This window comes from Streptomyces sp. NPDC058326 (assembly GCF_042879855.1).
Lineage (GTDB): Bacteria > Actinomycetota > Actinomycetes > Streptomycetales > Streptomycetaceae > Streptomyces.
In genome coordinates, this window is sequence record NZ_JBHVZO010000005.1 from 151,298 (window position 1) to 172,441 (window position 21,144).

General features: G+C 74.1%; 18 protein-coding genes. 7 read left to right on the plus strand and 11 right to left on the minus strand.

Features of this window, described 5'->3' with window-relative positions; genetic code table 11:
* Window positions 1–2 precede the first annotated feature (2 nt).
* Window positions 3–515, plus strand: coding sequence for a hypothetical protein (locus ACFVYX_RS12225; RefSeq protein WP_389681246.1), 513 nt, complete (start codon window positions 3–5; stop codon window positions 513–515).
* Window positions 516–747: 232 nt separating this feature from the next.
* Here ACFVYX_RS12225 and ACFVYX_RS12230 read toward each other — a convergent pair whose 3' ends face one another.
* On the minus strand, window positions 748–1,494 hold the full coding sequence (locus ACFVYX_RS12230) for a TetR/AcrR family transcriptional regulator (protein ID WP_389681247.1): 747 nt from the start codon (window positions 1,492–1,494) through the stop codon (window positions 748–750).
* A 142-nt stretch (window positions 1,495–1,636) separates the two neighbouring features.
* Between ACFVYX_RS12230 and ACFVYX_RS12235 the strand changes: the two genes are divergently transcribed.
* Window positions 1,637–2,572, plus strand: a complete 936-nt coding sequence (locus tag ACFVYX_RS12235) for a carbon-nitrogen hydrolase family protein (protein WP_389681248.1) — start codon at window positions 1,637–1,639, stop codon at window positions 2,570–2,572.
* Window positions 2,569–3,945, plus strand: a complete 1,377-nt coding sequence (locus tag ACFVYX_RS12240) for an APC family permease (protein WP_389681249.1) — start codon at window positions 2,569–2,571, stop codon at window positions 3,943–3,945. The genes ACFVYX_RS12235 and ACFVYX_RS12240 overlap by 4 nt, the downstream gene beginning before the upstream one ends.
* On the opposite strand, the gene ACFVYX_RS12245 is transcribed toward ACFVYX_RS12240, so the two are convergent.
* From ACFVYX_RS12245 to ACFVYX_RS12265, 5 genes are all read right to left on the minus strand, one after another.
* Complete coding sequence (locus tag ACFVYX_RS12245; protein WP_389681250.1) at window positions 3,875–5,221, minus strand: MFS transporter; 1,347 nt, start codon at window positions 5,219–5,221, stop codon at window positions 3,875–3,877. The genes ACFVYX_RS12240 and ACFVYX_RS12245 overlap by 71 nt on opposite strands.
* A complete protein-coding gene (locus ACFVYX_RS12250) occupies window positions 5,134–5,808 on the minus strand; it encodes an ATP-binding cassette domain-containing protein (protein WP_389681251.1) in 675 nt (224 codons plus the stop codon). Before ACFVYX_RS12250 ends, ACFVYX_RS12245 begins: the two co-directional genes overlap by 88 nt.
* Complete coding sequence (locus ACFVYX_RS12255) at window positions 5,805–6,767, minus strand: ABC transporter ATP-binding protein (RefSeq protein ID WP_389681252.1); 963 nt, start codon at window positions 6,765–6,767, stop codon at window positions 5,805–5,807. Before ACFVYX_RS12255 ends, ACFVYX_RS12250 begins: the two co-directional genes overlap by 4 nt.
* Window positions 6,748–8,730, minus strand: a complete 1,983-nt coding sequence (locus ACFVYX_RS12260) for an ABC transporter permease subunit (RefSeq protein WP_389681253.1) — start codon at window positions 8,728–8,730, stop codon at window positions 6,748–6,750. The genes ACFVYX_RS12255 and ACFVYX_RS12260 overlap by 20 nt, the downstream gene beginning before the upstream one ends.
* Window positions 8,731–8,815: 85 nt before the next feature.
* Window positions 8,816–10,306 (minus strand): ABC transporter substrate-binding protein, encoded by a 1,491-nt coding sequence (locus ACFVYX_RS12265; protein WP_389681541.1) that lies wholly within the window; start codon window positions 10,304–10,306, stop codon window positions 8,816–8,818.
* A gap of 255 nt (window positions 10,307–10,561) precedes the next feature.
* Here ACFVYX_RS12265 and ACFVYX_RS12270 point away from each other — a divergent pair, with 255 nt between their 5' ends.
* Window positions 10,562–11,287 (plus strand): dienelactone hydrolase family protein, encoded by a 726-nt coding sequence (locus tag ACFVYX_RS12270; RefSeq protein WP_389681254.1) that lies wholly within the window; start codon window positions 10,562–10,564, stop codon window positions 11,285–11,287.
* Window positions 11,288–11,332: 45 nt separating this feature from the next.
* Here ACFVYX_RS12270 and ACFVYX_RS12275 read toward each other — a convergent pair whose 3' ends face one another.
* The 3 genes from ACFVYX_RS12275 to ACFVYX_RS12285 all read right to left on the minus strand — a co-directional run bounded on the left by ACFVYX_RS12275 (window position 11,333) and on the right by ACFVYX_RS12285 (window position 14,594).
* A complete protein-coding gene (locus ACFVYX_RS12275) occupies window positions 11,333–12,880 on the minus strand; it encodes an MFS transporter (RefSeq protein ID WP_389681255.1) in 1,548 nt (515 codons plus the stop codon).
* Between the two features lie 92 nt (window positions 12,881–12,972).
* Window positions 12,973–13,386, minus strand: a complete 414-nt coding sequence (locus tag ACFVYX_RS12280; protein WP_389681256.1) for a RidA family protein — start codon at window positions 13,384–13,386, stop codon at window positions 12,973–12,975.
* The gene (locus ACFVYX_RS12285) at window positions 13,383–14,594 is read right to left on the minus strand and encodes an acyl-CoA dehydrogenase family protein (RefSeq protein ID WP_389681257.1); all 1,212 of its coding nucleotides are present in this window, start codon (window positions 14,592–14,594) and stop codon (window positions 13,383–13,385) included. The genes ACFVYX_RS12280 and ACFVYX_RS12285 overlap by 4 nt, the downstream gene beginning before the upstream one ends.
* Before the next feature lie 210 nt (window positions 14,595–14,804).
* On the opposite strand from ACFVYX_RS12285, the gene ACFVYX_RS12290 reads away from it, so the two are divergent.
* Complete coding sequence (locus tag ACFVYX_RS12290) at window positions 14,805–16,427, plus strand: AMP-binding protein (protein ID WP_389681258.1); 1,623 nt, start codon at window positions 14,805–14,807, stop codon at window positions 16,425–16,427.
* Window positions 16,428–16,465: 38 nt separating this feature from the next.
* Window positions 16,466–17,293 carry a PaaX family transcriptional regulator C-terminal domain-containing protein gene (locus ACFVYX_RS12295; RefSeq protein WP_389681259.1) on the plus strand — a complete coding sequence of 276 codons (828 nt, stop codon included), beginning with the start codon at window positions 16,466–16,468 and terminating at the stop codon, window positions 17,291–17,293.
* Window positions 17,294–17,306: 13 nt separating this feature from the next.
* Here ACFVYX_RS12295 and ACFVYX_RS12300 read toward each other — a convergent pair whose 3' ends face one another.
* Together ACFVYX_RS12300 and ACFVYX_RS12305 are read right to left on the minus strand one after the other, a co-directional pair.
* Window positions 17,307–19,598, minus strand: a complete 2,292-nt coding sequence (locus ACFVYX_RS12300; RefSeq protein WP_389681260.1) for a bifunctional salicylyl-CoA 5-hydroxylase/oxidoreductase — start codon at window positions 19,596–19,598, stop codon at window positions 17,307–17,309.
* Window positions 19,583–20,410 (minus strand): enoyl-CoA hydratase family protein, encoded by an 828-nt coding sequence (locus tag ACFVYX_RS12305; RefSeq protein WP_389681261.1) that lies wholly within the window; start codon window positions 20,408–20,410, stop codon window positions 19,583–19,585. Before ACFVYX_RS12305 ends, ACFVYX_RS12300 begins: the two co-directional genes overlap by 16 nt.
* A 238-nt stretch (window positions 20,411–20,648) precedes the next feature.
* On the opposite strand from ACFVYX_RS12305, the gene ACFVYX_RS12310 reads away from it, so the two are divergent.
* Complete coding sequence (locus ACFVYX_RS12310) at window positions 20,649–21,128, plus strand: ATP-binding protein (RefSeq protein ID WP_389681262.1); 480 nt, start codon at window positions 20,649–20,651, stop codon at window positions 21,126–21,128.
* Window positions 21,129–21,144: the final 16 nt, after the last annotated feature.

Below are 21,144 nucleotides of genomic sequence, written 5' to 3' on the forward strand. Positions count from 1 at the left end.
TCGTGACGCTCGTGGCGCTCGCCGCGGGCCTCGTCGCCCTCACGGCCACCGGCTGCACGAAGTCCGCGGAGCAGTACGCGGCGCCGTCCGAACTGTGCGGGATCCCCGTCGACCCCGCCGTGCTCCGGCCGGTGCTCCTGCCGGGCGAGAAGCTGACCACGAGCCCGGCGAACTCGGACGCGGCGACCCGTCGCTGCGGCGTGCTCGTGGACGGGGAACGCGTCTTCGCCCTGGAGAGCCGCGTGGCACCCGCTAACGAGAACTACCGGGCGACCTGGGACTGGCAGATGCCCCAGGCCACGACCGTTGCCATCGGTGACGAGGGGCGGGCGACCGACACGCTGGTCGCGGCGGCGCGGAAGTGCGCCGTCAAGGGCGAGGAGCGCGTCTTCCTGGCGCGCGCGGAGCGCTTCTACCCCAAGAAGGACGACACGGCCGAGCGCAAAGAGGCCCTCGTGCGGTTCATGACCGCCTACTTCCCCACCGCGCAGAAGACGGCGGGCTGCACGGGCTGAATCCGTCCCCCGCGAGAACAGCCCCTGCCACAGCGTCGCCTCGCTGTGACAGGGGCCGCGGGCGAGGCGCTGACACGCGTCGCACCGAGGGTCTCCGTGCGGCGGCTGCTCGGACCGCGGCAGCAGCTCCCCGCCACCGGAGGTCTCCGCCACGTTCAAGACCTGGCGCGTGTCAAGGCCGATCGCAGCCGGTCCGCCGGCCGCCGCATCCCTCTCGTAGCCGGCCCGCCGCCTACCCGGCGGCCACCGCCGCCCGCTCGGCCGCGGCCAGCACCGCCTCCACCGCGTTGTCGTAGATCGCCTTCGGCGTGACGCTGCTCAGTTCGTCGATGAACGTCCGGGTGACCGGGTGGCCGACCTCGGGCAGGCGGGCGTAGACCCGGGTCCAGGTCGTCTCGTCCTTCTCGCGCACCTCGGGGTCGAGCGAACCGAGCGCTGCGGAGTGCGCGCACAGGCCGAGCATGGTGTCCACGTAGGTCCGGTAGTGGAGCACGGCCGGGCCAGGGGCCAGCCCCGAGCGCGCGAACGCGGCGAGGATGAGCTCGACCAGCCGCTGCTCGGCCGGGCCTCCGGTGGTGCGCGCGAAGGTCAGCGCCGTGATCGCCGGGTAGCGGGTCTGGACCAGCCAGGTGTCCTCGGCGATCCGGCGCAGCGTGTCCTGCCAGGACTCGTCCTGCGGGGTCTCTCCGGTCCCGTCGAGGATCATCCGGATGGTCCGCTCGGCCAGGGCGAGCAGCAGCTCGTCCTTGTCCCGGAAGAGCCGGTAGAGGATGGTCGCGTCGACATCCAGCTCCTGGCCGAGCCGGCGCATCGAAAGCCCGGCGATGCCCTCCCGCTCCGCGAGGCGGAAGGCCGCGCTCACCGCGGCCTCCTGGCGCAGCTCCCTGCTCTCCCGGCGGGTGGGCCGCTCGGCGGCGGTGCCGTCGCCGGACCGCCGGCCGGCCGTGGTCTGCGCCTTCGCCGCCGTCTTCTTCGCCATGACTCTCCTCTGCTCCGGCGCTCCCGCGACCCTACCAACGGATTTCCCACGAGATTGCCAACACCGTTGACAACAGTGCTTCGGATCGGGTTCTTTTGGCACCCACCCCCACCCCGTACGTCGTCAGGAATCCAGGAAACCCATGAGCCGGCACATACGCCTCGCCCTCGTGCAGGCCCCGGCCGAGTCCTTCGAGCAGTTCGCCGAGGGCCTCCGGCTGCGCATGAAGTCGCCCAACCGGGCCGATCTCGTCGTCTACCCCGAGCTGCACCTGTGCTCCGAGGGCGTAGAGACGATGACCACCCTCGACGCGTACTACGAGACGTACGCGGAGCCCCTCGACGGCCCGCGCGGCACGGCGCTCGGCGCGCTCGCCCGCGAGCTGGGGATCTGGCTGATCCCCGGGACCGTCCTGGAGCGCGGCGCGGACGGGAAGGTGTACAACACCGCCGTCGTCTACAGCCCGGACGGGGAGCTTGTCGCCCACTACCGGAAGATCTTCACCTGGCGCCCCTACGAGCCCATGTGCGTCGGCCGGGAGTTCGTCGTCTTCGACATGCCGGGCACCGGCCGGATCGGCCTGTCGGTCTGCTACGACTCCTGGTACCCCGAGGTCACCCGGCATCTCGCCTGGATGGGCGCTGAGCTGATCGTCAACGTCGTGCAGACCGCGACGTCCGGCCGCGCCCAGGAGATCCCGATCAACACGGCGAACGCCATCGTCAACCAGGTCTGGGTGGCAAGCGTGAACGGCGCGGTCCCGACCGCGCAGGGCCGGAGCCTGCTGGTCGACCCCGAGGGACACGTTCAGGTAGCCGCCGTCGGCACCGAGGACACCACCCTGCTCGCCGTCGTCGACCTCGACCGGGTCGCGGCCGTGCGGAAGCACGGCACGGGCGGCGACTCCTGGCCGTGGGACCACTTCACGGCCGACGACACGCCGCTGGAGCTGCCCCTCTACAACGGCCGTATCGACCCGAAGACCTGGCGGCCCGCTGTCTCCCCGTGGATCCCGGAGGGCCTGCGGCCCGCGGCCCCGGCCGTGGCTGCTCCCGCCGGAGAGGACGTGGCCCGATGAGCAGGACGCAGGACATCCGGACCGCCGCCGCCCCCGCCGAGCCCGGCCGCCTCACCGGCCGCCTCTCGCTCGCCTCGGTGGTGACCTTCGGTCTCGCGTACATGGCGCCCAGCCTCGTGATGGTGATCTTCGGCGTGATCGCCGCGGTGAGCGCCGGCACCGCGCCCACCGCCTTCCTCGTCGCCACGGGCGCCATGTTCCTGACCGCGCTGGGCTACGCGAAGATGGCCCGCCACTTCCCGATGTCCGGCTCGGCGTACTCGTACGCGCGGAAGCTGATCGGCTCCCGGGTGGGCTTCCTGGTCGGCTGGGCGGTGCTCCTGGACTACCTGTTCCTGCCGATGGTCGCCTGGCTGGTCCAGTCGCTCTACCTCAACGCGCAGTTCCCGGGCATCCCGGTCTGGGTCTGGATGCTGATCAACGCCGGGCTGACGACACTGGTCAACATCGTCGGCCTCACCCTGACCGACCGCGTCAACAAGGTCCTGACCGGCCTCGCCGTGTTCCTGGTCCTGCTGTTCGTCGCGTACTGCCTCGTCCACCTCGTCGACCAGCCGCCGCAGTCGTACACCGCGCCGCTCTGGAACGCGGAGAGCGGGCTCGCCGGCATCTCGGCCGCGGCCGCCATCGCCGCGTACTCCTACCTCGGCTTCGACGCCGTGACCACGCTCTCCGAGGAAGCGCGGGATGCCCGGCGAACCATCCCACGCGCCGTCGTCCTGGTGATCGCGATCGGCGGCCTGCTGTTCGCGGCCGTCGCCTACGTGATGCAACTGGTCCACCCCGGCGGCATCTTCGACGACCCGGAGATCGTCGCGTACACGATGTCCGTCGAGGTCGGCGGCCAGGCCTTCGCGGACTGGACCAACATCGCCGGGATCGCCGGCGGCTTCGCCTCGGGGCTCGCGGTCCAGCTCAGCTCCAGCCGGCTGCTGTACATCATGGGCCGCGACGGAGTGCTGCCGAAGCGGATCTTCGGCGCGCTGAACGCCCGAACCGGGACCCCGGTGCTGTGTCTCGTCCTGACCGGCACGGTCAGCCTGATCGGCCTCGGCATCTCCCTGGAGACCGCGACCTCGTTCATCAACTTCGGCGCGTTCCTCGGCTTCACCGTCGTCAACGTGTGCGTCGTCGTGTTCTTCGTGCGCAACCGCGGCGCGGACGGCGTGAACGTGCTCGGCTACGTCGTCGTCCCGGCACTCGGTGTGTGCGTCACCCTCTACCTGATGACGCAGCTCAGCTCGGTCGCCCTGACGATCGGCGGCTGCTGGCTCGCCGCCGGCTTCGGCTACCTGCTCTGCCTCACCCGCGGCTTCCGCCGCCCGACGCCCGGCGCCACAACCCTCGTTGCTCACTGGCAGGAACGGCCGTAGTCGTTCCCGCCCTGGGGCCGGCCTTCGCGGTGCCGGGTCCGGCGGGTACGAGGGTGAGGCCGAGGAGCGGGGTTGCCGCGAGCAGCAGCCAGGGGGTGGGGCCCCGGTGGTCCAGGAGGGCGCCCACCGGGGCCGCCGCGGCGAGGACCACGAGGCCGGCGAGTGAGGAGAGGGCTCCGGTCGCCAGGCCCAGGTGGCGCTCGTCGACGAGGTCCGGGAGGAGGGCCCGGGTCGCGGGCAGGACCAGCATCTGGCCGAGGGTGAGGAGGACGGTGAAGGTGACGGCCGCCCAGAGGCCGCCGTACGAGCCGAGGGCCGCGGTCGCGGCGAACGCGGCGGCCGTCAGGAACAGTCCGGCGCGGACCATGGCCGGGCTGTCGAGCCGGGCGGACGCGAGCCGTTCCAGGGGACCCGAGCCGAACACGACGAGGGCTGAGGAGAGAGCGAACAGCCAGCCGAGGGCGGCCTGGGAACCGGTGGCGCGGTCCAGTTCGGCGGGGAGGGCCAGATAGAGCTGGTTGTAGGCGAGGAGGTAGGTGGAGTAGGCGAGGGCGAGACGGAGGAAGCGCCGCTCGCCGAGGACCGCCCGCCACTCCCCCGGGCTCCGTTCCCGGCCGCCGCCGCGGGGCAACAGCCGTGCGTGGGCGGCGAGGACCACGGCGAAGACGCCCGCCCCGGCCAGGCAGGCGGTACGGAAGTGGGCGTCGCCCGCCCCGTGCAGGAGCAGCGCGCCGATGACGGGGCCGAGGAGGGCGCCGGCCTGTCCGCCGGCGGAGAAGCGGGCCAGGGTCCGGGTGCGGCGGGGGCCGCCGGAGCGTTCGACGCGGAGCGCCTCGCGGGCGATCTCGGACTCGACGGCCGGGGAGAAGAGGGCGGCGGCGAAGCCGACGAGGACGACCGCGCCGATCACCGTCCAGGCGCTCGCCGCGAGGGCGAGCCAGACGAAGCCGGCGATCCGGAGGGCGCAGCCCACCAGGACGAGGGGGCGGGGGCCGTACCGGTCGGTGAGGGCCCCGCCGACGACGAACAGGCCCTGCTGGCTGAACGTCCGCAGGCCCAGGACGAGTCCGACGAGCGCGCCGCCGAGTCCGAGGGCGCCGCCGAGATGGTCGGCGAGGTACGGGAGGACGGCGAAGAAGCCGACGTTGAAGGCGAACTGGCTGGAGATGAGCAGGCGGGTGAGGGGGGTCACGCGGTGAGCTTTCCGTCGCGCATGGTCAGGACGCGGTCGCAGGTGTGCCGCACCGCCGCCCTGTCGTGGGAGATGAGGAGGCATCCGACTCCCAGGGTGTCCTGAAGGTCCATCAGGAGGTTGAGGACGCCGGCGCGCAGGGAGGGGTCGAGGGCGGAGGTCGGTTCGTCGAGCACGAGGAGTTCCGGTCGGGTGGCCAGGGCGCGGGCGATCCCGGCGCGCTGGCACTGCCCGCCGGAGAGCTCGTGGGGCAGCCGGTCGCCGTGCGTGGGGTCGAGGCCGACGAGACCGAGGAGTTCGGCGACGCGGACGGGGCCGTCCGCCCGCGTCCAGCGCCCGTGCACCCGCAGGGGTTCGGCGATCTGGTCGCGGATGCGGCGGCGCGGGCTGAGCGCTCCGTACGGGTCCTGGAAGACCGGCTGGAACCGGGGGCGCAGCGGCCGCAGTTCGCGGTCCGGCAGGGTCGTGAGCTCGACGCCGTCGAACCGGACCGAGCCGGCGTCGGGGCGCAGCAGCCGCAGGACGGCCGCGGCCGTGGTCGACTTGCCGCAGCCGGAGGGACCGACGAGGCCGACGGTCTCGCCGGCCGCCACGTCGAACGACACCCCGTCGACCGCGGTGCGGTCTCCGTACCGTACGACGAGGTCGCGGACCTGGAGCAGGGCGTTCACGCGGTCTCCCCGGGAGGGTGGTGGCAGGCGACCCCGCGCCCGTGGACGGTCCTCGGTCCGGGGTCCTCGCGCCGGCAGAGGGCGGTGGCGTCCGGGCAGCGGGGCGCGAAGGCGCAGCCCTCGCCCGTGGCACCGGGGACCGGTGGCGCTCCGGCGAGGACGGGCAGCCGCGAGCGGTGCGGAAGCCCGGCCGTGGGGAGGGAGGCGAGGAGGGCACGGGTGTACGGGGCCGCCGGGTGCTCCAGTACGCGTTCCACGGCGCCGAGTTCGGTGACCCGGCCCGCGTACAGGACGGCCGTCCGGTCGGCGTGGCGGCGTACCGCCTCCAGGTCGTGGGTGACGAGCAGCAGAGCGGCCCCGGCCGCCGCGCACCGCTCCTTCAGGAGGGTGAGGATCCACTCCTGGCGGTCGGGGTCGAGGGCCGTGGTCGGTTCGTCGGCGACGACGAGGTCGGGCCCGTTGACCAGGGCCATGGCGATCACGGCACGCTGACGCATGCCGCCCGACAGCGCGTGCGGGTACGCGGCGGCGGCTTCCGGTGCGAGGCCGGTGTCGGCGAGCGCCCGCCGGGCGGCCGCCCGCGCCTCGCGACGGCCGAGCCCCTGGACGGACCGTACGGCCAGGGCCAGTTGGTCCTCGACCCGGTGGACGGGCGAGAGGGCAGACAGGGCGTCCTGCGGGATCCGGGCGATACGGCGGCCGAGGTCGGCCGCGGTGACGGGGGCGCCGTGGAGCAGGATCCGGCCGGTGACCGTCGCCGTGCGGGGCGCCATGCCGAGCAGCGCGCGGGCCGTCAGCGACTTGCCCGCGCCGGACTCGCCGACCAGGGCGAAGACCTCGCCCGCGTACACCTCGAAACGGACCCCGCGCACGACCTCGACACCGGCGGGGGCCGCCCCGGGGAACGAGACGCGGAGGTCGTCGACGGAGAGGAGCGGTTCAGGAGAGGGGGGCGGCAAGGGAGCGGGCCTTCCTGGAAGTACGGGAACCGCCGCGGACCGGAGCGGCGTGGGAGAGGCGGACGGCGAGCGCGGCGAGCAGGGCGAGGGCCACGGCCGGGGCCAGCGCGGCGACGGGGGCCCGTTCGACGTAGTCGGCCGACTCGTCGAGGAGCAGGCCCCACTCGGGCGAGGGCGGCTGGGCGCCGAGGCCGAGGAAGCCCAGCGAGGCGAGGGCGAGGGCGATGCCGGGCAGCCGCAGCACCGCGTGACGGGCCACCGGGCCCGCGACCGAGGGCAGCACGTGCCGCGTCGCGATCCACCACGGGCCCGCGCCCAGGGCGCGCTGGGCCTGGAGGAAACGTGAGGCGCGTACCTCCTGGGCCAGGGCGGCCGCGTGGGCGGCGAGCGGCGGCCAGGAGATCAGGGTCACGGCGAGCGCGGCCGTGCCCGCGCCGGGGCCGGTGGCGGCGGCGACGAGCAGCCCGACGATCACCGGAGGCAGTGCGTTGGCGATGTCCGAGAGCCCGGCCGCCGTACCCGGCAGGAAGCCCAGCGCGAGGGCGATCAGACAGCTCAGCGCGGTCACCGCGGCGGCGGTGCCGACGGTCGCGGCGGCGCCGTGCCCGAGGCGGGCGAGAACGTCCCGGCCGAGCGCGTCCGCGCCCAGCGGGTGCGCGGCGGACGGGCCGGCGAGCCGGGAGGCGACGTCCACGGCGTACGGGTCGCGGAACAGGCCCCAGCCGATCACCCCCGCGAGCACGGCGGTCAGGAGCAGCGGGACGGCGACGGACACCCTCGTCGGCCGGGGCGGCGGCAGGCTCAGTCCCGCCTCGCGCAACGCGGGCCCGAGCAGCCGGCGCCGCACGAGCGAGGCGGCGCCGCCGACCAGCAGGCCGAGGACGAGGAGAGCGAGCACGCAGCCCTGGAGCAGCGGCAGGTCCTGCGCCTTCGCCGCGCCGAGGGCCGTACGGCCGATGCCGGGGACCGCGAAGACGGTCTCCACGGCGACGGCGCCGCCGGTGAGCCCGACGACCACGAGACCGATCTGCGGGACGAGCGGCGGCAGGGCGCGGCGGAGCGCGGCCCGCGTGATCCGGGCACGACTGGTGCCCGCGCCGCGCCACAGCTCCACCCACGGCTCGTCGAGGACGGCGGGGACGGCGTCGGCGACGAGCCGGCCGAGGAGCGCGCCCGCCGGGACGCCGAGGGCGAGCGCGGGCAGCACCATGTGGGACGGTCCTGCCCAGCCGGAGGTGGGCAGCAGACCGAGCCACACTCCGGCGACGATCAGCAGCGTGAGGGAGAGCAGGAACTCGGGCAGCGACGTGAGCACGGCGGCCACGGTGCCCGTCGTCGCCCTGCCCCGTACGAGCGCGGGCACGGCGAGCAGCGCGCCGACGGCGGTCGCGACGACGAGCGCCGCGCCCATCAGGGTCAGCGACACCCCGAGGCCGCCCAGGACCGAGGGTGCGACGTCGGTCCCGGAGACCCAGGAGACGCCGAGGTCGCCCCGGAGCAGCCCGGCGGCCCAGCCGCCGAGGAGCCCCGACGGCCCGGCGTCGAGCCCGAGATCGGCGCGGATGGCGGCGAGCGCCTCGGGGGTGGGCGCCTGCTCGGCGGACCGGGCGCGCAGCAGGCCGAGGGCGGGGTCCTTGCCGGAGAGCCACGGCAGCAGCCCGACGACGGCCACGAGGAGAGTCAGGGCGATCCCTCGTCCGCCGGCGGCCGCGAGGACGGGCCGCCACCGGGGCGGGATGCCCCGGTGGCGCCGCCGGCGGCCGGGCGCCGTGTCCCTCCCGCTGAGGGCACTCGCCGCACTCGGCCCGACCGAGGCGTCCGCCGCACTCGGCCCGACCGGGGCGATCACCGCACTCGGCCCCGCCGGGGCGCTCTCCGCCCCCGGCCCGCCCGGCGCGTGCGTCGTCCCCCGCTTCCCCGGCGTCGGGGTCGTCGAGGGCTGTTCTCCCTTGGGGTGGTTCATGGGCGGGCCTTCGTCAGGAGGGTTTTGACCGTCAGGGCCTTGGCCACGAGCACCCGGGCGGCCAGGGTGGTCATCGACGGGGACCTCACCGGATGTGGGTGTCCACGGTCACGAGTTCGCGCTCGCGCGGGTCGTGCGCGGCGTCCACGACCGTGGCCGCGTCGCCCTGGATGACGCGTTCGTGCAGCATCGGTACGGCCGCGTCGGTGGCGAGTACGGCGGCCTCGGCGGCGATCACGGCCCGGCGGCGGGGTTCGCCGGTCGCCGTGCCGGTGGCGGTGGTGAGCGCCCGGTCGACGGCGGGGTCGGCGAGCTGGGCGATGTTGAAGGAGCCGTCGCCGGCGAAGTCGCTGTACAGGTACGCGGCGGGGTCGCCGGAGTCGAGGACCGTGGCGCGGGAGAGGACGAAGGCGTCGAACTTCCCGGCGAGCGCGTCGGCTTCGATGGTGGCGTACTCCCGTACGTCGAGCTTCACGGTGAAGCCGGCCTTCTGGAGCTGCTGTTGGAGGAGCTGGGCGACCTCGGGGAGCTCCGCCCGGTCGGTGAAGGTGCCGATGGTGATCGTGGCGCCCTTGGGGGCGGCGGGCTCCTGGGCGCGGCGGACGGGTGTGCGCAGTTCGGCCGCCCAGGGCAGGGCGGGGCCGAGGAGTCCGCCGGCGACGTCGGCCCGGCCTTCGTACACCCCCTCGACGAGGGCGCGCGCGTCGACGGCCTGCCGGGCGGCGGCGCGGAGGGCCGGGTCCTTGAACGGGCCCCTGCGGGTGTTGAGGTAGAGGGTGTTGGTCCGGGGCATGGGAACCTCGGTGATCAGTTCCGGGTCGAGGAGGCGGGCCTGGGAGACGGGGACGGCCTCGACGATGTCGACCTCGCCGCTGCGCAGGGCGGCGGCCCGGGCGGTGCCGTCGGGGACGTACCGCACGTCGATGCCGGAGGCCTTGGCGCGGCCGCCCCAGTAGGAGTCGTACCGGTCGAGGGTCGCGGCGGCGGCGCCCTCGGCGCGGACCAGGACGAACGGTCCGGTGCCCGCGCCGACCGGGTTCACCGTCCCGCCCCGGTAGGCCTTGGCGGCGAGGATCGACAGCTGCGGTGAGCTGAGCCGCTGGGGGACGAGGGGGTCGGCCGTGCCGGTGGTGACGGTGACGGTGCGGGGGCCGGTGGCGCGGGCGGTGAGGGCGACACCGTCGAGGATCCGGGGCTTGGGCGAGGCCTTGGCCGCGGTGGTCAGGGAGCGGACGACGGCTTCGGCGGTGAGGGCGGTTCCGTCGTGGAAGGTCACGCCCTCGCGCAGGGTGAAGGTCCAGGTCGGGCCGGCCTGCCGCCAGGTGGTGGCGAGGGCGGGTACGGCGTTGCCGTCGCGGTCGAGCCGGACGAGGGTCTCGGCGGTGGACCACCGGGACAGCTTGAAGGCGTCGTCGGAGAGCGGGGAGAGGCCGGACCGGGGCGGCTGCATCATGGCGACCCGGAGGCGGCCGTCGTGGCCGGCGCCGGTCTTTCCGTCCCGTCCGGTATCTCCCGTGCCGGCGAAGCAGCCGGTGAGAAGGGTAACGGCCGCGGTGGTGAGGGCGAGGGCGGTCAGCGCCCGGCGGCGGGCACGGGGCGCGGGGCTGTTTCCGGGCAGGCCGGAGCGTACGGGCAGGCGGGGCAAGGGAGGTCCTCGGGGCGTGGCGAGCGGGTGTGCGCCGACCATATCAGGATGACAATCGTTTTCATTACGCCGGTTCCGCATCGCTCGACCACGCCGCCCCCGGCCCCGGGCACCGGCCCCACTCGCGGTTCCGCCCTCGGTGAAGACCCGCCCGCCCCGGCCCGGCCGTCCGTACAGTCCGGTCTCATGACGACTGTCACCACACGCACGGTCGAATACCCGGCCGACGGCCTCACGATGATCGGGCACCTCGCCCTCCCCTCCGGTACCGACCGCCGGCCCGCGGTCCTGATCGGACCCGAGGGAACAGGCCTCAACGACTTCCAGCGCCGCCGGGCCGACGCCCTGGCCGAACTCGGCTACGTGGCCCTGGCCTTCGACCTCCACGGCGGGCGCTGGTTCACCGACCCCCAGGAGATGCTGGCGCGCGCGATGCCGCTGCTCGCCGACCCCGACCGGCTGCGGGACATCGGCCACGCCGCGCTCGACGTGCTGCGCGCCGAACCGCGGACCGATCCCGGCCGGATCGCCGCCATCGGCTACGGCACCGGGGGCGCCGTCGTACTGGAGCTCGGGCGCGCCGGCGTCGACCTGCGGGCGATCGGGACGGTCAACGCGCTGACCACGGGCCGGCCGGGCGAGGCGGCACGCATCCGCTGCCCCGTGTGGGCCGGGGTCGGGTCGGAGGACCCGATCATGGCCGCCGCGCAACGGGACGCCTTCACCGCGGAGATGCAGGCGGCGGGGGTCGACTGGCGTCTCGTGGTCTACGGCGGGGCCCTGCACGCCTTCCACCACCCGCCGGTCGACCAGGACGTGGTTCCCGGCGTCGGCCACCACCCGGAGCACGCGCGGCGGGCCTGGCGCGACATCGTCGGCCTGCTCGACGAGTGCCTCCCCGTGACGGCCTGAACGGCCGCGCCGCCCGCCCCGCCCGTCATGGAGCGGGGCGGGCGCTCAGCCGGGCGGCACCATGCCGCCCTTGAGGCGTTCGATGTCCGAGGCCCGGACCTGGATCACGAAGAGCGCGACCAGAGCGCCGACCACGGCGAAGACCGCCGCCGTGACGAAGCCCGCGGAGACTCCGGAGGTCAGCACCTCGTCGGCCCAGGGGGGCGGGAGCTGGCCGGTCCTGGCGAACTGGGACTTCTCCAGCGGACCCGCCTGGGAGAGGAACGCGGGGACCTGCTTGTCCGCCTCGGTGCGGCTGGCCGTGCCGAAGACCGTGACCAGGATCGAGAGGCCCAGCGAACCTCCTACCTGCTGCGTGGCGTTGAGCAGGCCGGACGCGGCGCCGGAGTCCCGCTGTTCGACGTTCGACAGCGCCATGATGGTCAGCGAGACGAACATGAAGCCCATGCCGAAGCCGAAGACCAGGATCGGTCCGAGGATGCTGCCGAGATAGGTGGAGTCCACGTCGGTCAGGGTCAGCCAGGAGAGGCCGAGCGCGGCGAGCACCGAGCCCGTCACCATGAAGGGCTTCGGCCCGAACCGGGGCAGCAGGGTGGACGTGAGCCCCGCGGCGACGGCGATGATCGCGCTCACCGGCAGGAACGCGAGGCCCGTCCTCAAGGGGCTGAAGTCCAGCACCTGTTGCACGAACAGCGTGAGGAAGAAGAACATCCCGAAGATCGCCGCCGCCAGGCAGAGCATGATGGCGTAGGTGCCGGAGCGGTTGCGGTCGCCGAACATCCGCAGCGGCGTGATGGGTTGCCGGGAGCGCCGTTCGACGAGGAGGAACACGGCGAGGAGCACCACCGCCGCGGCGAACGAGCCGATGGTGTACGGGTCTCGCCAGCCCTCCTGGGCGGCGCGGATGAACCCGTAGACAAGGGCCACCATGCCGAGCGTGGAGGTGAGAGCGCCGGTGAAGTCGAAGTGGCCGGGGCGCCGCTCGGACTCCTTGACATGGCGGGGGGTGAGGAAGGCGATGAGCAGGGCGATGGGGACGTTCACGAAGAAGATCCAGCGCCAGTCCAGCCATTGGACGAGCACGCCTCCCGCGACCAGGCCGATCGCGCTGCCACCGGCCGAGACGGCCGCGAACACGCCGAAGGCCCGGTTGCGCTCCGGGCCTTCCTCGAACGTCGTGGTGATGAGGGAGAGCGCGGTCGGCGAGGCGATGGCGCCGCCGACGCCCTGGAGCGCCCGGGCCGCGAGGAGTTGCCATTCGCTCTGCGCGAGTCCGCAGAAGAGCGAGGCGAGCCCGAAGAGCAGCACACCGAAGATGAAGACCCGCCGCCGGCCCAGGATGTCACCGGCGCGGCCGCCGAGCAGCAGCAGGCCGCCGAAGGTGAGGGTGTAGGCATTGACGACCCAGGCCAGACTGGTCGTGGAGAAGTCCAGCGCGCTCTGGATGTGCGGGAGCGCGATGTTCACGATCGTGATGTCGAGGACCACCATGAGCTGGCAGGACGCGATCACGAACAGGGCGATGCCCTTTCCGTCACTGCCGTTCCTCTGGGTGGCGGTCTGTGCCGGTGTCGTCGGCTGGGGAGTACTCATGGTGGCGCCTCGGAGCTTCGCCTCTGAGTGATCCGTGGGCCGGTCAGTCCACCTTTCGACACTAAGCCCGGCCCGCGCGGGTGACCAGTTGATCAAGCGTGTGCGGTCTCGTCGAGGACCGCGAAGCCGTCGAGTTCCACGAGCGCCTGTTCGTCCCAGAGGCGTACGACTCCGATGACCGCCATCGCCGGGTAGTCGCGGCCCGCCAAGCGGCGCCAGACGCGGCCCAGTTCATGGGCCTGGGCGCGGTAGGCGTCGACGTCGGTGGTGTAGACGGTGACGCGGGCGAGGTCGGCGGGGGTGCCGCCGGCGTGCCGCAGGGCGGTGAGGAGATTGGCGAGTGCGGTGGTGAACTGCTCGGTCAGGGTGTCCCCCACGACGGTGCCCGCCGTGTCGAGGGCGGTCTGTCCGGCGAGGAAGACCAGCCGGGTGCCGGTGGCGGTGACGGCGTGGGAGAAGCCGCTGGGCGGGGAGAGTTCGGCGGGGTTGTGCCGGTGCAGGCTCATGGGGTCGGCTCCTCCTCGTACGGTGTCGCCTCACGGCCGCCCTCGTGCGGTGCCGTGGCGGGGCCGCCGGCCGGGTGTCCCTGCGGTCGGCGGTGGGACGCGTACAGCTCCTTGGCGATGATCGTGCGCTGGACCTCGGTCGCCCCCTCGTAGATCCGGGGTGCGCGGACCTCGCGGTAGAGGTGTTCCAGGAGGTGGCCGCGTTGCAGGGCGCGGGCGCCGTGGAGCTGGACGGCGGCGTCGACGACGTACTGGGCGGTCTCGGTGGCGAGCAGTTTGGCCATGGCGGACCGCCGGGGCACGTCCGGGTCGCCCGCGTCGTACGCGGTGGCCGCCGCGTACACGAGGAGGCGGGCGGCCTCGGTGCGGGTGGCCATCTCGGCGATCCGGTGGGCGACGGCCTGAAGGTCGGCGAGCCGGCCGCCGAAGGCGGGGCGGGCGGCGGTGTGGGCGAGGGCGGCGTCCAGGGCGGCCTGGGCCATGCCGACGGCGAAGGCGCCGACGCTGGGCCGGAAGAGGTTGAGGGTGTGCATGGCGACCCGGAAACCCCGGTCGGGTTCGCCGAGGACGTCCTCGGGGCCGACGGGGACGCCGTCGAAGGTGAGGGTGCCGAGGGCGTGCGGGGCGAGCATGTCGAGGGGCTCGCCGCCGAGTCCTGGCCGGCCGGCGGGGACGAGGAAGGCGGTGACGCCCCTGGCTCCCGCGCCCCGGGTGGTGCGGGCGAAGACGGTGGCGAAGTCGGCCTCGGGGGCGTTGGAGATCCACTGTTTCTCGCCGTGCAGGTGCCAGCCGCCGCGTCCGTCGGGGACGGCGTCGAGGGCGAGGGCGGCCGCGTCGGAGCCGGCGCCGGGTTCGGAGAGCGCGAAGGCGGCGACGGCCCGTCCTGCGGTGACCTCGGGGAGCCAGCGGGCGCGCTGGGCGGGGGTTCCGAAGGCGGCGACGGGGTGGGCGCCGAGACCCTGGAGGGCGAGGGCGGTCTCGGCCTCCGTGCAGGTCCTGGCGAGGGATTCACGCAGGAGGCAGAGGTCGAGGGCGCCCGCGTCGAAGAGCCGGGCGAGGAGGCCGTGTTCGCCGAGGGCGGCGACGAGGGGGCGGTTGACCCGTCCGGGTTCGCCCTTCTCGGCGAGGGGCTTCAGGCGTTCGGCGGCGAGGGCGCGGAGTTCCGCACACCAGGTGATCTGTGCCGTATCGAGCGAGAATGCGGGCATGTGGGCCCTCTCCGACGCCCTCGGGCGTCCTCGTCCCTGCGCCGTCGGGCGTCTGCGTCCTGACCCCGTCGGGCGTCTGCGTCCCGGCGCCGCCCGGCGCCGTCCTCCGGGTGCTCCCCGGCACCCTTGTCGCGAACCGTTGACTGCCGTCACCAACACGATACGCTCGTGGAGCGACGGGCGACCCCACCACGACAGGGGGACGGACTCATGGAGCTGACACCCTCGGCCCACCTCGACACCTTCGCCCGTGACCGGCTGCCGCCGCCGGACCGGTGGCCGCGTCTCCTCTTCGACCTCCCCGAGCTGGCCTACCCCGACCGGCTCAACTGCGGCGCCGAGCTCCTGGACCGTACGGTGGAACGATTCGGCGCCGACCGGCCCTCCTTCCACGACGGCGAGGGCGGCGTCTGGAGCTACGGGGAACTCCAGGACCGGGTCGACCGCATCGCCCACGTCCTCACCTCCGATCTGCGGGTCCTGCCCGGCAACCGGGTCCTGCTGCGCGGCCCCACCACCCCCTGGCTCGCCGCCTGCTGGCTCGCCGTGATGAAGGCGGGCGCGATCGCCGTCACCGTCCTCGCGCAGCAGCGCGCCCCCGAGCTGTCCGTCATGGCGGAGGCGGCCCGCTGCACCCACGCCCTCTGCGACGCCCGCACCGTCGACGAGCTCCTCGCGGCCCGGATCCCGGGGCTCCGCGTCACCCTCTTCGGCGGGGAAGGACCGGACGACCTCCTCGCCCTCGCGGCCCGCCGCGCGGGCCCGTACCCGGCGGTGGCGACGGCCGCCGACGACGTGGCCCTGATCGCCTTCACCTCCGGCACGACCGGGCAGCCCAAGGGCTGTGTCCACTTCCACCGGGACGTCCTGGCCGTCGCCGACACCTTCTCCGCGCACGTCCTGCGCCCGCTGCCCGACGACGTCTTCGCCGGTTCGCCGCCGCTCGCCTTCACCTTCGGCCTGGGCGGGCTCGTCGTCTTCCCCCTGCGGGCCGGGGCGAGCGCGGTCCTGCTGGAACAGGCCGGGCCGAAGCAGCTGCTCGCGGCGATCGAGCGGCACCGGGTGTCGGTGCTCTTCACCGCCCCGACGGCCTACCGGGTCATGCTCGGCGAGATGGCCCAGGGCGCCGCCCCGGACGTGGGATCGCTGCGCCGCTGCGTCTCCGCCGGGGAGAACCTGCCGGAGGCGACCTGGAAGGCCTGGTACACCCGCACCGGCCTCCGTCTGATCAACGGCATCGGCGCCACCGAACTCCTCCACATCTTCATCTCCGCCGCCGACGCCGACATCCGCCCCGGCACCACCGGCCGCCCGGTGCCCGGCTGGCAGGCCAGGGTCGTGGACCGCGACGGCCGGGACGTGCCGGACGGCCAGGAGGGGCTGCTCGCGGTGCGCGGGCCGGTGGGCTGCCGCTATCTCGCCGATCCCCGCCAGTCCGAGTACGTCCGGGAGGGCTGGAACGTCACGGGCGACACGTACGTCCGCGAGCCCGACGGCTGGTTCCGCTACGTCTCACGGTCCGACGACATGATCATCTCGGCCGGGTACAACATCGCCGGGCCGCAGGTCGAGGAGGCGCTCCTCGACCACCCCGACGTGGTGGAGACGGCCGTGGTGGGCCGCCCGGACGAGCTGCGCGGCCAGATCGTCGTGGCGTACACGGTGGTACGGGACGGGGTGCCGCGCGACGCGACCACGGCCGCCGCGCTGCGGGCCTTCGTCCGCGCCCGCCTCGCCCCGTACAAGTCGCCCCGCGAGATCGTCTTCCTGGACGCGCTGCCGCGCACGGCGACGGGCAAGCTCCAGCGCTTCCGGCTGCGGGACACGGTGTGACCGGGCATGACGTGTCCATCACCCCGTAAAGTGATCACGTGGCCGAGCAGCACACTCCCCGATCCCTCATCGTCTCCCTGTACGGCGCGTACGGTCGTGCGCCCGACGGGTCGCCGGTGCCGGTGGCCGCGCTCATCCGGCTCCTCGCGGTGCTCGGGGTGGACGCGCCCTCCGTGCGCTCCTCGGTGTCGCGTCTGAAGCGGCGCGGGCTGCTGCTGCCGCGCCGGACGGCGGACGGCGCCGCCGGATACGCCCTCTCGGAGGACGCCCGCCGACTCCTCGACGACGGCGACCGCCGCATCTACGCCCGTACCGAGCCGAAGCTCTCCGACGGCTGGGTCCTCGCCGTCTTCTCGGTCCCCGAGGCCGAGCGGCACAAGCGCCATCTGCTGCGCTCCCGGCTCGCCCGGCTCGGCTTCGGCACGGCGGCACCGGGCGTCTGGATCGCACCCGCGCGGCTGTACGAGGAGACCAGGCACGCCCTGGAGCGCCTGGAGCTCTCCCCGTACGTGGACCTCTTCAGGGGCGACCACCTGGGGTACGCGGCGACGGCAGCGGCGGCGGCCCGCTGGTGGGACCTGCCGGCGATCGCCGCACTCCACGAGGAGTTCCTCACGGCCCACGAGCCGGTGCTGCGGGCCTGGCGGACGGCGCCGGCGAGCCCCGAGGACGCCTACCGGGACTACCTCCTCGCCCTCGACTCCTGGCGCCGGCTGCCGTACGCGGACCCGGTGCTCCCGGCGGAGCTCCTGCCGGACGACTGGCCGGGCAGCCGCTCGGCGGAGGTCTTCACGGCCCTGCACGAGCTGTTGTGGGACCGGGGCGCGGAGTTCGTGCGCCCGTTCCTCTCGGGGGAGCCCGCCTAGAGCCCCTTTCGGGTCAGGACGTGCCCCGGCCGGTGGGGGGCTTGCGGCTGCCCGCGCGGTACGGGGCCGGCCAGGGCGCGGCCGGTCCCGAGTAGTCCTGCTCGGCCGCCGCGTGCAGGGTCCAGTGCGGGTCGTAGAGGTGCGGGCGGGCCAGGGCGCAGAGGTCGGCGCGGCCGGCCAGGAGCAGGGAGTTCACGTCGTCCCAGGAGGAGATCGCGCCGACCGCGATCACCGGGACGCCGACCTCGTTGCGGACGCGGTCGGCGTACGGCGTCTGGTACGAGCGGCCGTAGGCGGGGGTCTCGTCGGGCACGACCTGGCCGGTGGAGACGTCGATCGCGTCTGCGCCCCGGTCCGTGAAGGCGCGGGCGACGGCGACGGCCTCCGCGTCGGTCGTGCCGCCCTCGGCCCAGTCGGTGGCGGAGATGCGGACGGTCATGGGGCGGTCGGCCGGCCACACCTCCCGTACCGCGTCGAAGACTTCCAGGGGGTAGCGCAGCCGGCCGTCGAGGTCGCCGCCGTAGGCGTCGGTGCGGTGGTTGGTGAGCGGAGAGAGGAAGCCGGAGAGTAGGTACCCGTGGGCGCAGTGCAGTTCCAGGAGATCGAAGCCACAGCCGGCCGCGCGCCGGGCGGCGGCCGTGAACTCCTCGCGTACGGCGGTGAGTCCGGCCCGGTCGAGAGCGGCCGGGGTCTGGTTGACGCCGGGCCGGTACGGGAGGGGTGAGGCGGCGACCAGCGGCCAGTTGCCCTCGGGCAGCGGCTGGTCGATGCCCTCCCACATGCGCCGGGTGGAGCCCTTGCGGCCGGAGTGGCCGAGCTGGACGCCGAGCGCGGTGCCGGGGGCGGAGGTGTGGACGAAGTCCACGATCCGGGTCCAGGCGGTGGCCTGTTCGTCGGTCCAGAGGCCGGTGCACCCGGGGGTGATGCGGCCCCGGGGGCTGACGCAGACCATCTCGGTCATGACGAGACCGGCGCCGCCGAGGGCCCTGGCTCCCAGGTGGACGAGGTGGAAGTCACCGGGGACGCCGTCCCCGGCGACGTACAGGTCCATGGGGGAGACGACGATCCGGTTGCGCAGGGTGAGGCCGCCGAGCCGGAAGGGGGTGAACATGGGCGGGGTGCCGGGCGGGCAGCCGAAGTCGGCTTCGACGGCGGCGGTGAAGGCCGGGTCGCGGAGCCTCAGGTTGGCGTGGGTGACGCGGCGGCTGCGGGTGAGGAGGTCGAAGGCGAAGCGGCGGGGCGGCCGGTCGACCCGGTCCGCGAGCTCCTCGAACCAGTGGAGGCTGGCGGCGGCGGCGCGCTGGGTGGAGGCGACGACCGGTCGGCGCTCGGCCTCGTAGGCGGCGAGGGCGTCCGGGAGGTCGGGGTGGCCGTCGACGGCGTGCGCCAGGGCCAGGGCGTCCTCGACGGCCAGTTTGGTGCCGGAGCCGATGGAGAAGTGCGCGGTGTGGGCGGCGTCGCCGATGAGCACGGTGTTGCCGTAGGACCAGTGCTCGTTGACGACGGTACGGAAAGCGGTCCAGGCGGAGTTGTTCGAGCGGAGCTCGCGGCCGCCGAGCGCCTCGGAGAAGATCTTCGCGCAGCGGACGGTGGACTCGGCCTCGTCGAGCTCGTCGAAACCGGCCGCCCGCCAGACCTCCTCGCGCATCTCGACGATGGCGGTGGAGGCACCGGCCTCGTAGGGGTAGGCGTGCAGCTGCATCACGCCGTACTCGGTCTCGGCGATCTCGAAGCGGAAGGCGTCGAAGGCGAAGTCGGCGGCGAGCCAGATGTAGCGGCAGCGGTGGCTGGTGATCCGGGGGCGGAAGTGGGCCTCGTGGTTCTCGCGGGTGCGGCTGTGGACGCCGTCGGCGGCGACGACCAGGTCGTGGTCCGCGGCGAGGGCGGCGGCGGGCGGGGCCTCGGTGCGGAAGCGGAGCCGTACGCCCAGGTCGGTGCAGCGGGTGTGGAGGATCTCCAGGAGCCGGCGGCGGCCGAGGGCGGCGAAGCCGTGGCCGGTGGAGCGGGTGCGGTGGCCCCGGTGGACGACGTCGATGTCGTCCCAGCGGACGAGGTCGCGGCGGAGCGCCTCGTACACGAAGGGGTCCGCGTCCCGGATGCCGCCGAGGGTCTCGTCGGAGAGGACCACGCCGAAGCCGAAGGTGTCGGAGGGCGCGTTCCGCTCCCAGACGGTGATCTCGCGGGCGGGGTCGAGCCGCTTGAGCAGGGCGGCGGCGTAGAGCCCGCCGGGCCCGCCCCCGACGACGGCGATCCTCGACGGCCCTGCCCTGTCCACCTGCCCGGCCATGACTACCGGCCCTGCCATTTCGGGGGCCGTTTCTCGGTGAAGGCCGCGTGGAACTCGGCGTAGTCGGCGCCGTTCATCAGGAGTGCCTGGGTGGCCGCGTCCATCTCGATCGAGGCGGCGAGCGGCATGTCGAGCTCGGCGGTGAGCAGGGCCTTGGTCTGGGCGAGCGCGAGTGCGGGCCCGTCGGCGAGGCGGCGGGCGAGGGCGGTGGCCCGCTCGGCCGCCCGGCCCTCCTCGGTGAGCTCGGAGAGCAGGCCGATGCGCTCGGCCTCCGCGGCGTGTACGGGGTCGCCCAGCATGAGGAGCCGGGTGGCGTGGCCGAGTCCGACGACCCGGGGCAGCAGATAGGCCGCGCCCATGTCGCCGCCGGAGAGGCCCACGCGGGTGAAGAGGAAGGCGAAACGGGTGGTGGGATCGGCGATCCGGAAGTCCGCGGCGAGGGCGAGGACGGCCCCGGCGCCCGCGGCGACACCGTGGAGGGCGGCGACGACCGGGAAGGGGCATTCGCGGAGGGCCCGGACGACCTGGCCGGTCATCCGGTTGAAGTCGAGGAGCTGGGCGGTGTCGAGGGAGAGGGTGGCGCCGATGATCTCGTCGACGTCCCCGCCGGAGCAGAAGCCGCGCCCGTCGCCGTCGAGGACGAGGGCGCGGACGGTCCGCTCGCGGGAGAGCTCGGCGAGGAGGTCACGCAGGTCGGCGTAGGCGCCGAAGGTGAGGGCGTTGAGCTTCGCGGGGCGGGCGAGGGTGACGGTGGCGACGCCCCGGTCGATGACGAGGCGCAGATGCCGCCAGTCCGCGGTGCGGGGCGTGGAGCCGGTGAACGGGCTCATGCGGAAGGGCCTCCTTCCTCCGTTCGGAGGGTATCACCCTACTGTGACTGTCGTCACGAGTACGCGATAGATGGGGCCGAGGCCCTGGGGCCGAGTGACGAAAGACCCTGCCGTGACGGGAGGGGTGCCCCTGGAACGAAGAATTGCGCACCGTAAGGTTGAAACCAGGACGTCTCGGGACGCCCCGCCCAGTCGCCCCACAGCCCGCCCCCACGGGGTGAAGGGAGCCCTGCCCCCCATGCCCGAAGCCAGCGGACCCACGGCCGACGTACGCGCGGCCGCCTCCCGGCGCATCCGGCTGCCCCACACCACCGCCGCCGTGCCGATCGCCCGCGCCCTGATCCGTACCGCGCTGACCGAGATCGGCCCCGAGGCCGCCGACCGCCCCGACCGTGACACGGCGGAGCTCCTCACCGCCGAGCTCGTCGCCAACGCCGTCGAGCACACCGCGGGCCGCGGCCCCATCGAACTCGTCGTCGAGCTGCTCCCGGGGCGCGGCGGCTGCCAGATCGAGGTCCACGACTCCGAGCCCGCCCGCCCCGACGAGCTCATCTGCCCGGATCCGGGGACCGAGATCGACCCGTGGCAGGAACACGGCCGCGGGCTCTTCCTCATCCGCGCGCTCAGCAGCGACTGCGGACACCGCCCCACCGCCCACGGCAAGGCGGTCTGGTTCACCCTGCCGGGGATACCGGCCCAGCGCCGCCCGGGGCCGTGACCGGCCGGAGATGACG

Excerpts from the sequence above, each read along its gene's own strand:
- ACFVYX_RS12290 (WP_389681258.1), top strand. The coding sequence starts at position 14,805 with ATGGAGCTGACACCCTCGGCCCACCTCGACACCTTCGCCCGTGACCGG.
- ACFVYX_RS12310 (WP_389681262.1), top strand. The coding sequence starts at position 20,649 with ATGCCCGAAGCCAGCGGACCCACGGCCGACGTACGCGCGGCCGCCTCC.
- ACFVYX_RS12270 (WP_389681254.1), top strand. The coding sequence starts at position 10,562 with ATGACGACTGTCACCACACGCACGGTCGAATACCCGGCCGACGGCCTC.
- ACFVYX_RS12235 (WP_389681248.1), top strand. The coding sequence starts at position 1,637 with ATGAGCCGGCACATACGCCTCGCCCTCGTGCAGGCCCCGGCCGAGTCC.
- ACFVYX_RS12245 (WP_389681250.1), bottom strand. The coding sequence starts at position 5,221 with ATGCCTCCTCATCTCCCACGACAGGGCGGCGGTGCGGCACACCTGCGA.
- ACFVYX_RS12285 (WP_389681257.1), bottom strand. The coding sequence starts at position 14,594 with ATGCCCGCATTCTCGCTCGATACGGCACAGATCACCTGGTGTGCGGAA.
- ACFVYX_RS12275 (WP_389681255.1), bottom strand. The coding sequence starts at position 12,880 with ATGAGTACTCCCCAGCCGACGACACCGGCACAGACCGCCACCCAGAGG.
- ACFVYX_RS12305 (WP_389681261.1), bottom strand. The coding sequence starts at position 20,410 with ATGAGCCCGTTCACCGGCTCCACGCCCCGCACCGCGGACTGGCGGCAT.
- ACFVYX_RS12230 (WP_389681247.1), bottom strand. The coding sequence starts at position 1,494 with ATGGCGAAGAAGACGGCGGCGAAGGCGCAGACCACGGCCGGCCGGCGG.
- ACFVYX_RS12280 (WP_389681256.1), bottom strand. The coding sequence starts at position 13,386 with ATGAGCCTGCACCGGCACAACCCCGCCGAACTCTCCCCGCCCAGCGGC.
- ACFVYX_RS12300 (WP_389681260.1), bottom strand. The coding sequence starts at position 19,598 with ATGGCAGGGCCGGTAGTCATGGCCGGGCAGGTGGACAGGGCAGGGCCG.
- ACFVYX_RS12240 (WP_389681249.1), top strand. The coding sequence starts at position 2,569 with ATGAGCAGGACGCAGGACATCCGGACCGCCGCCGCCCCCGCCGAGCCC.
- ACFVYX_RS12260 (WP_389681253.1), bottom strand. The coding sequence starts at position 8,730 with ATGAACCACCCCAAGGGAGAACAGCCCTCGACGACCCCGACGCCGGGG.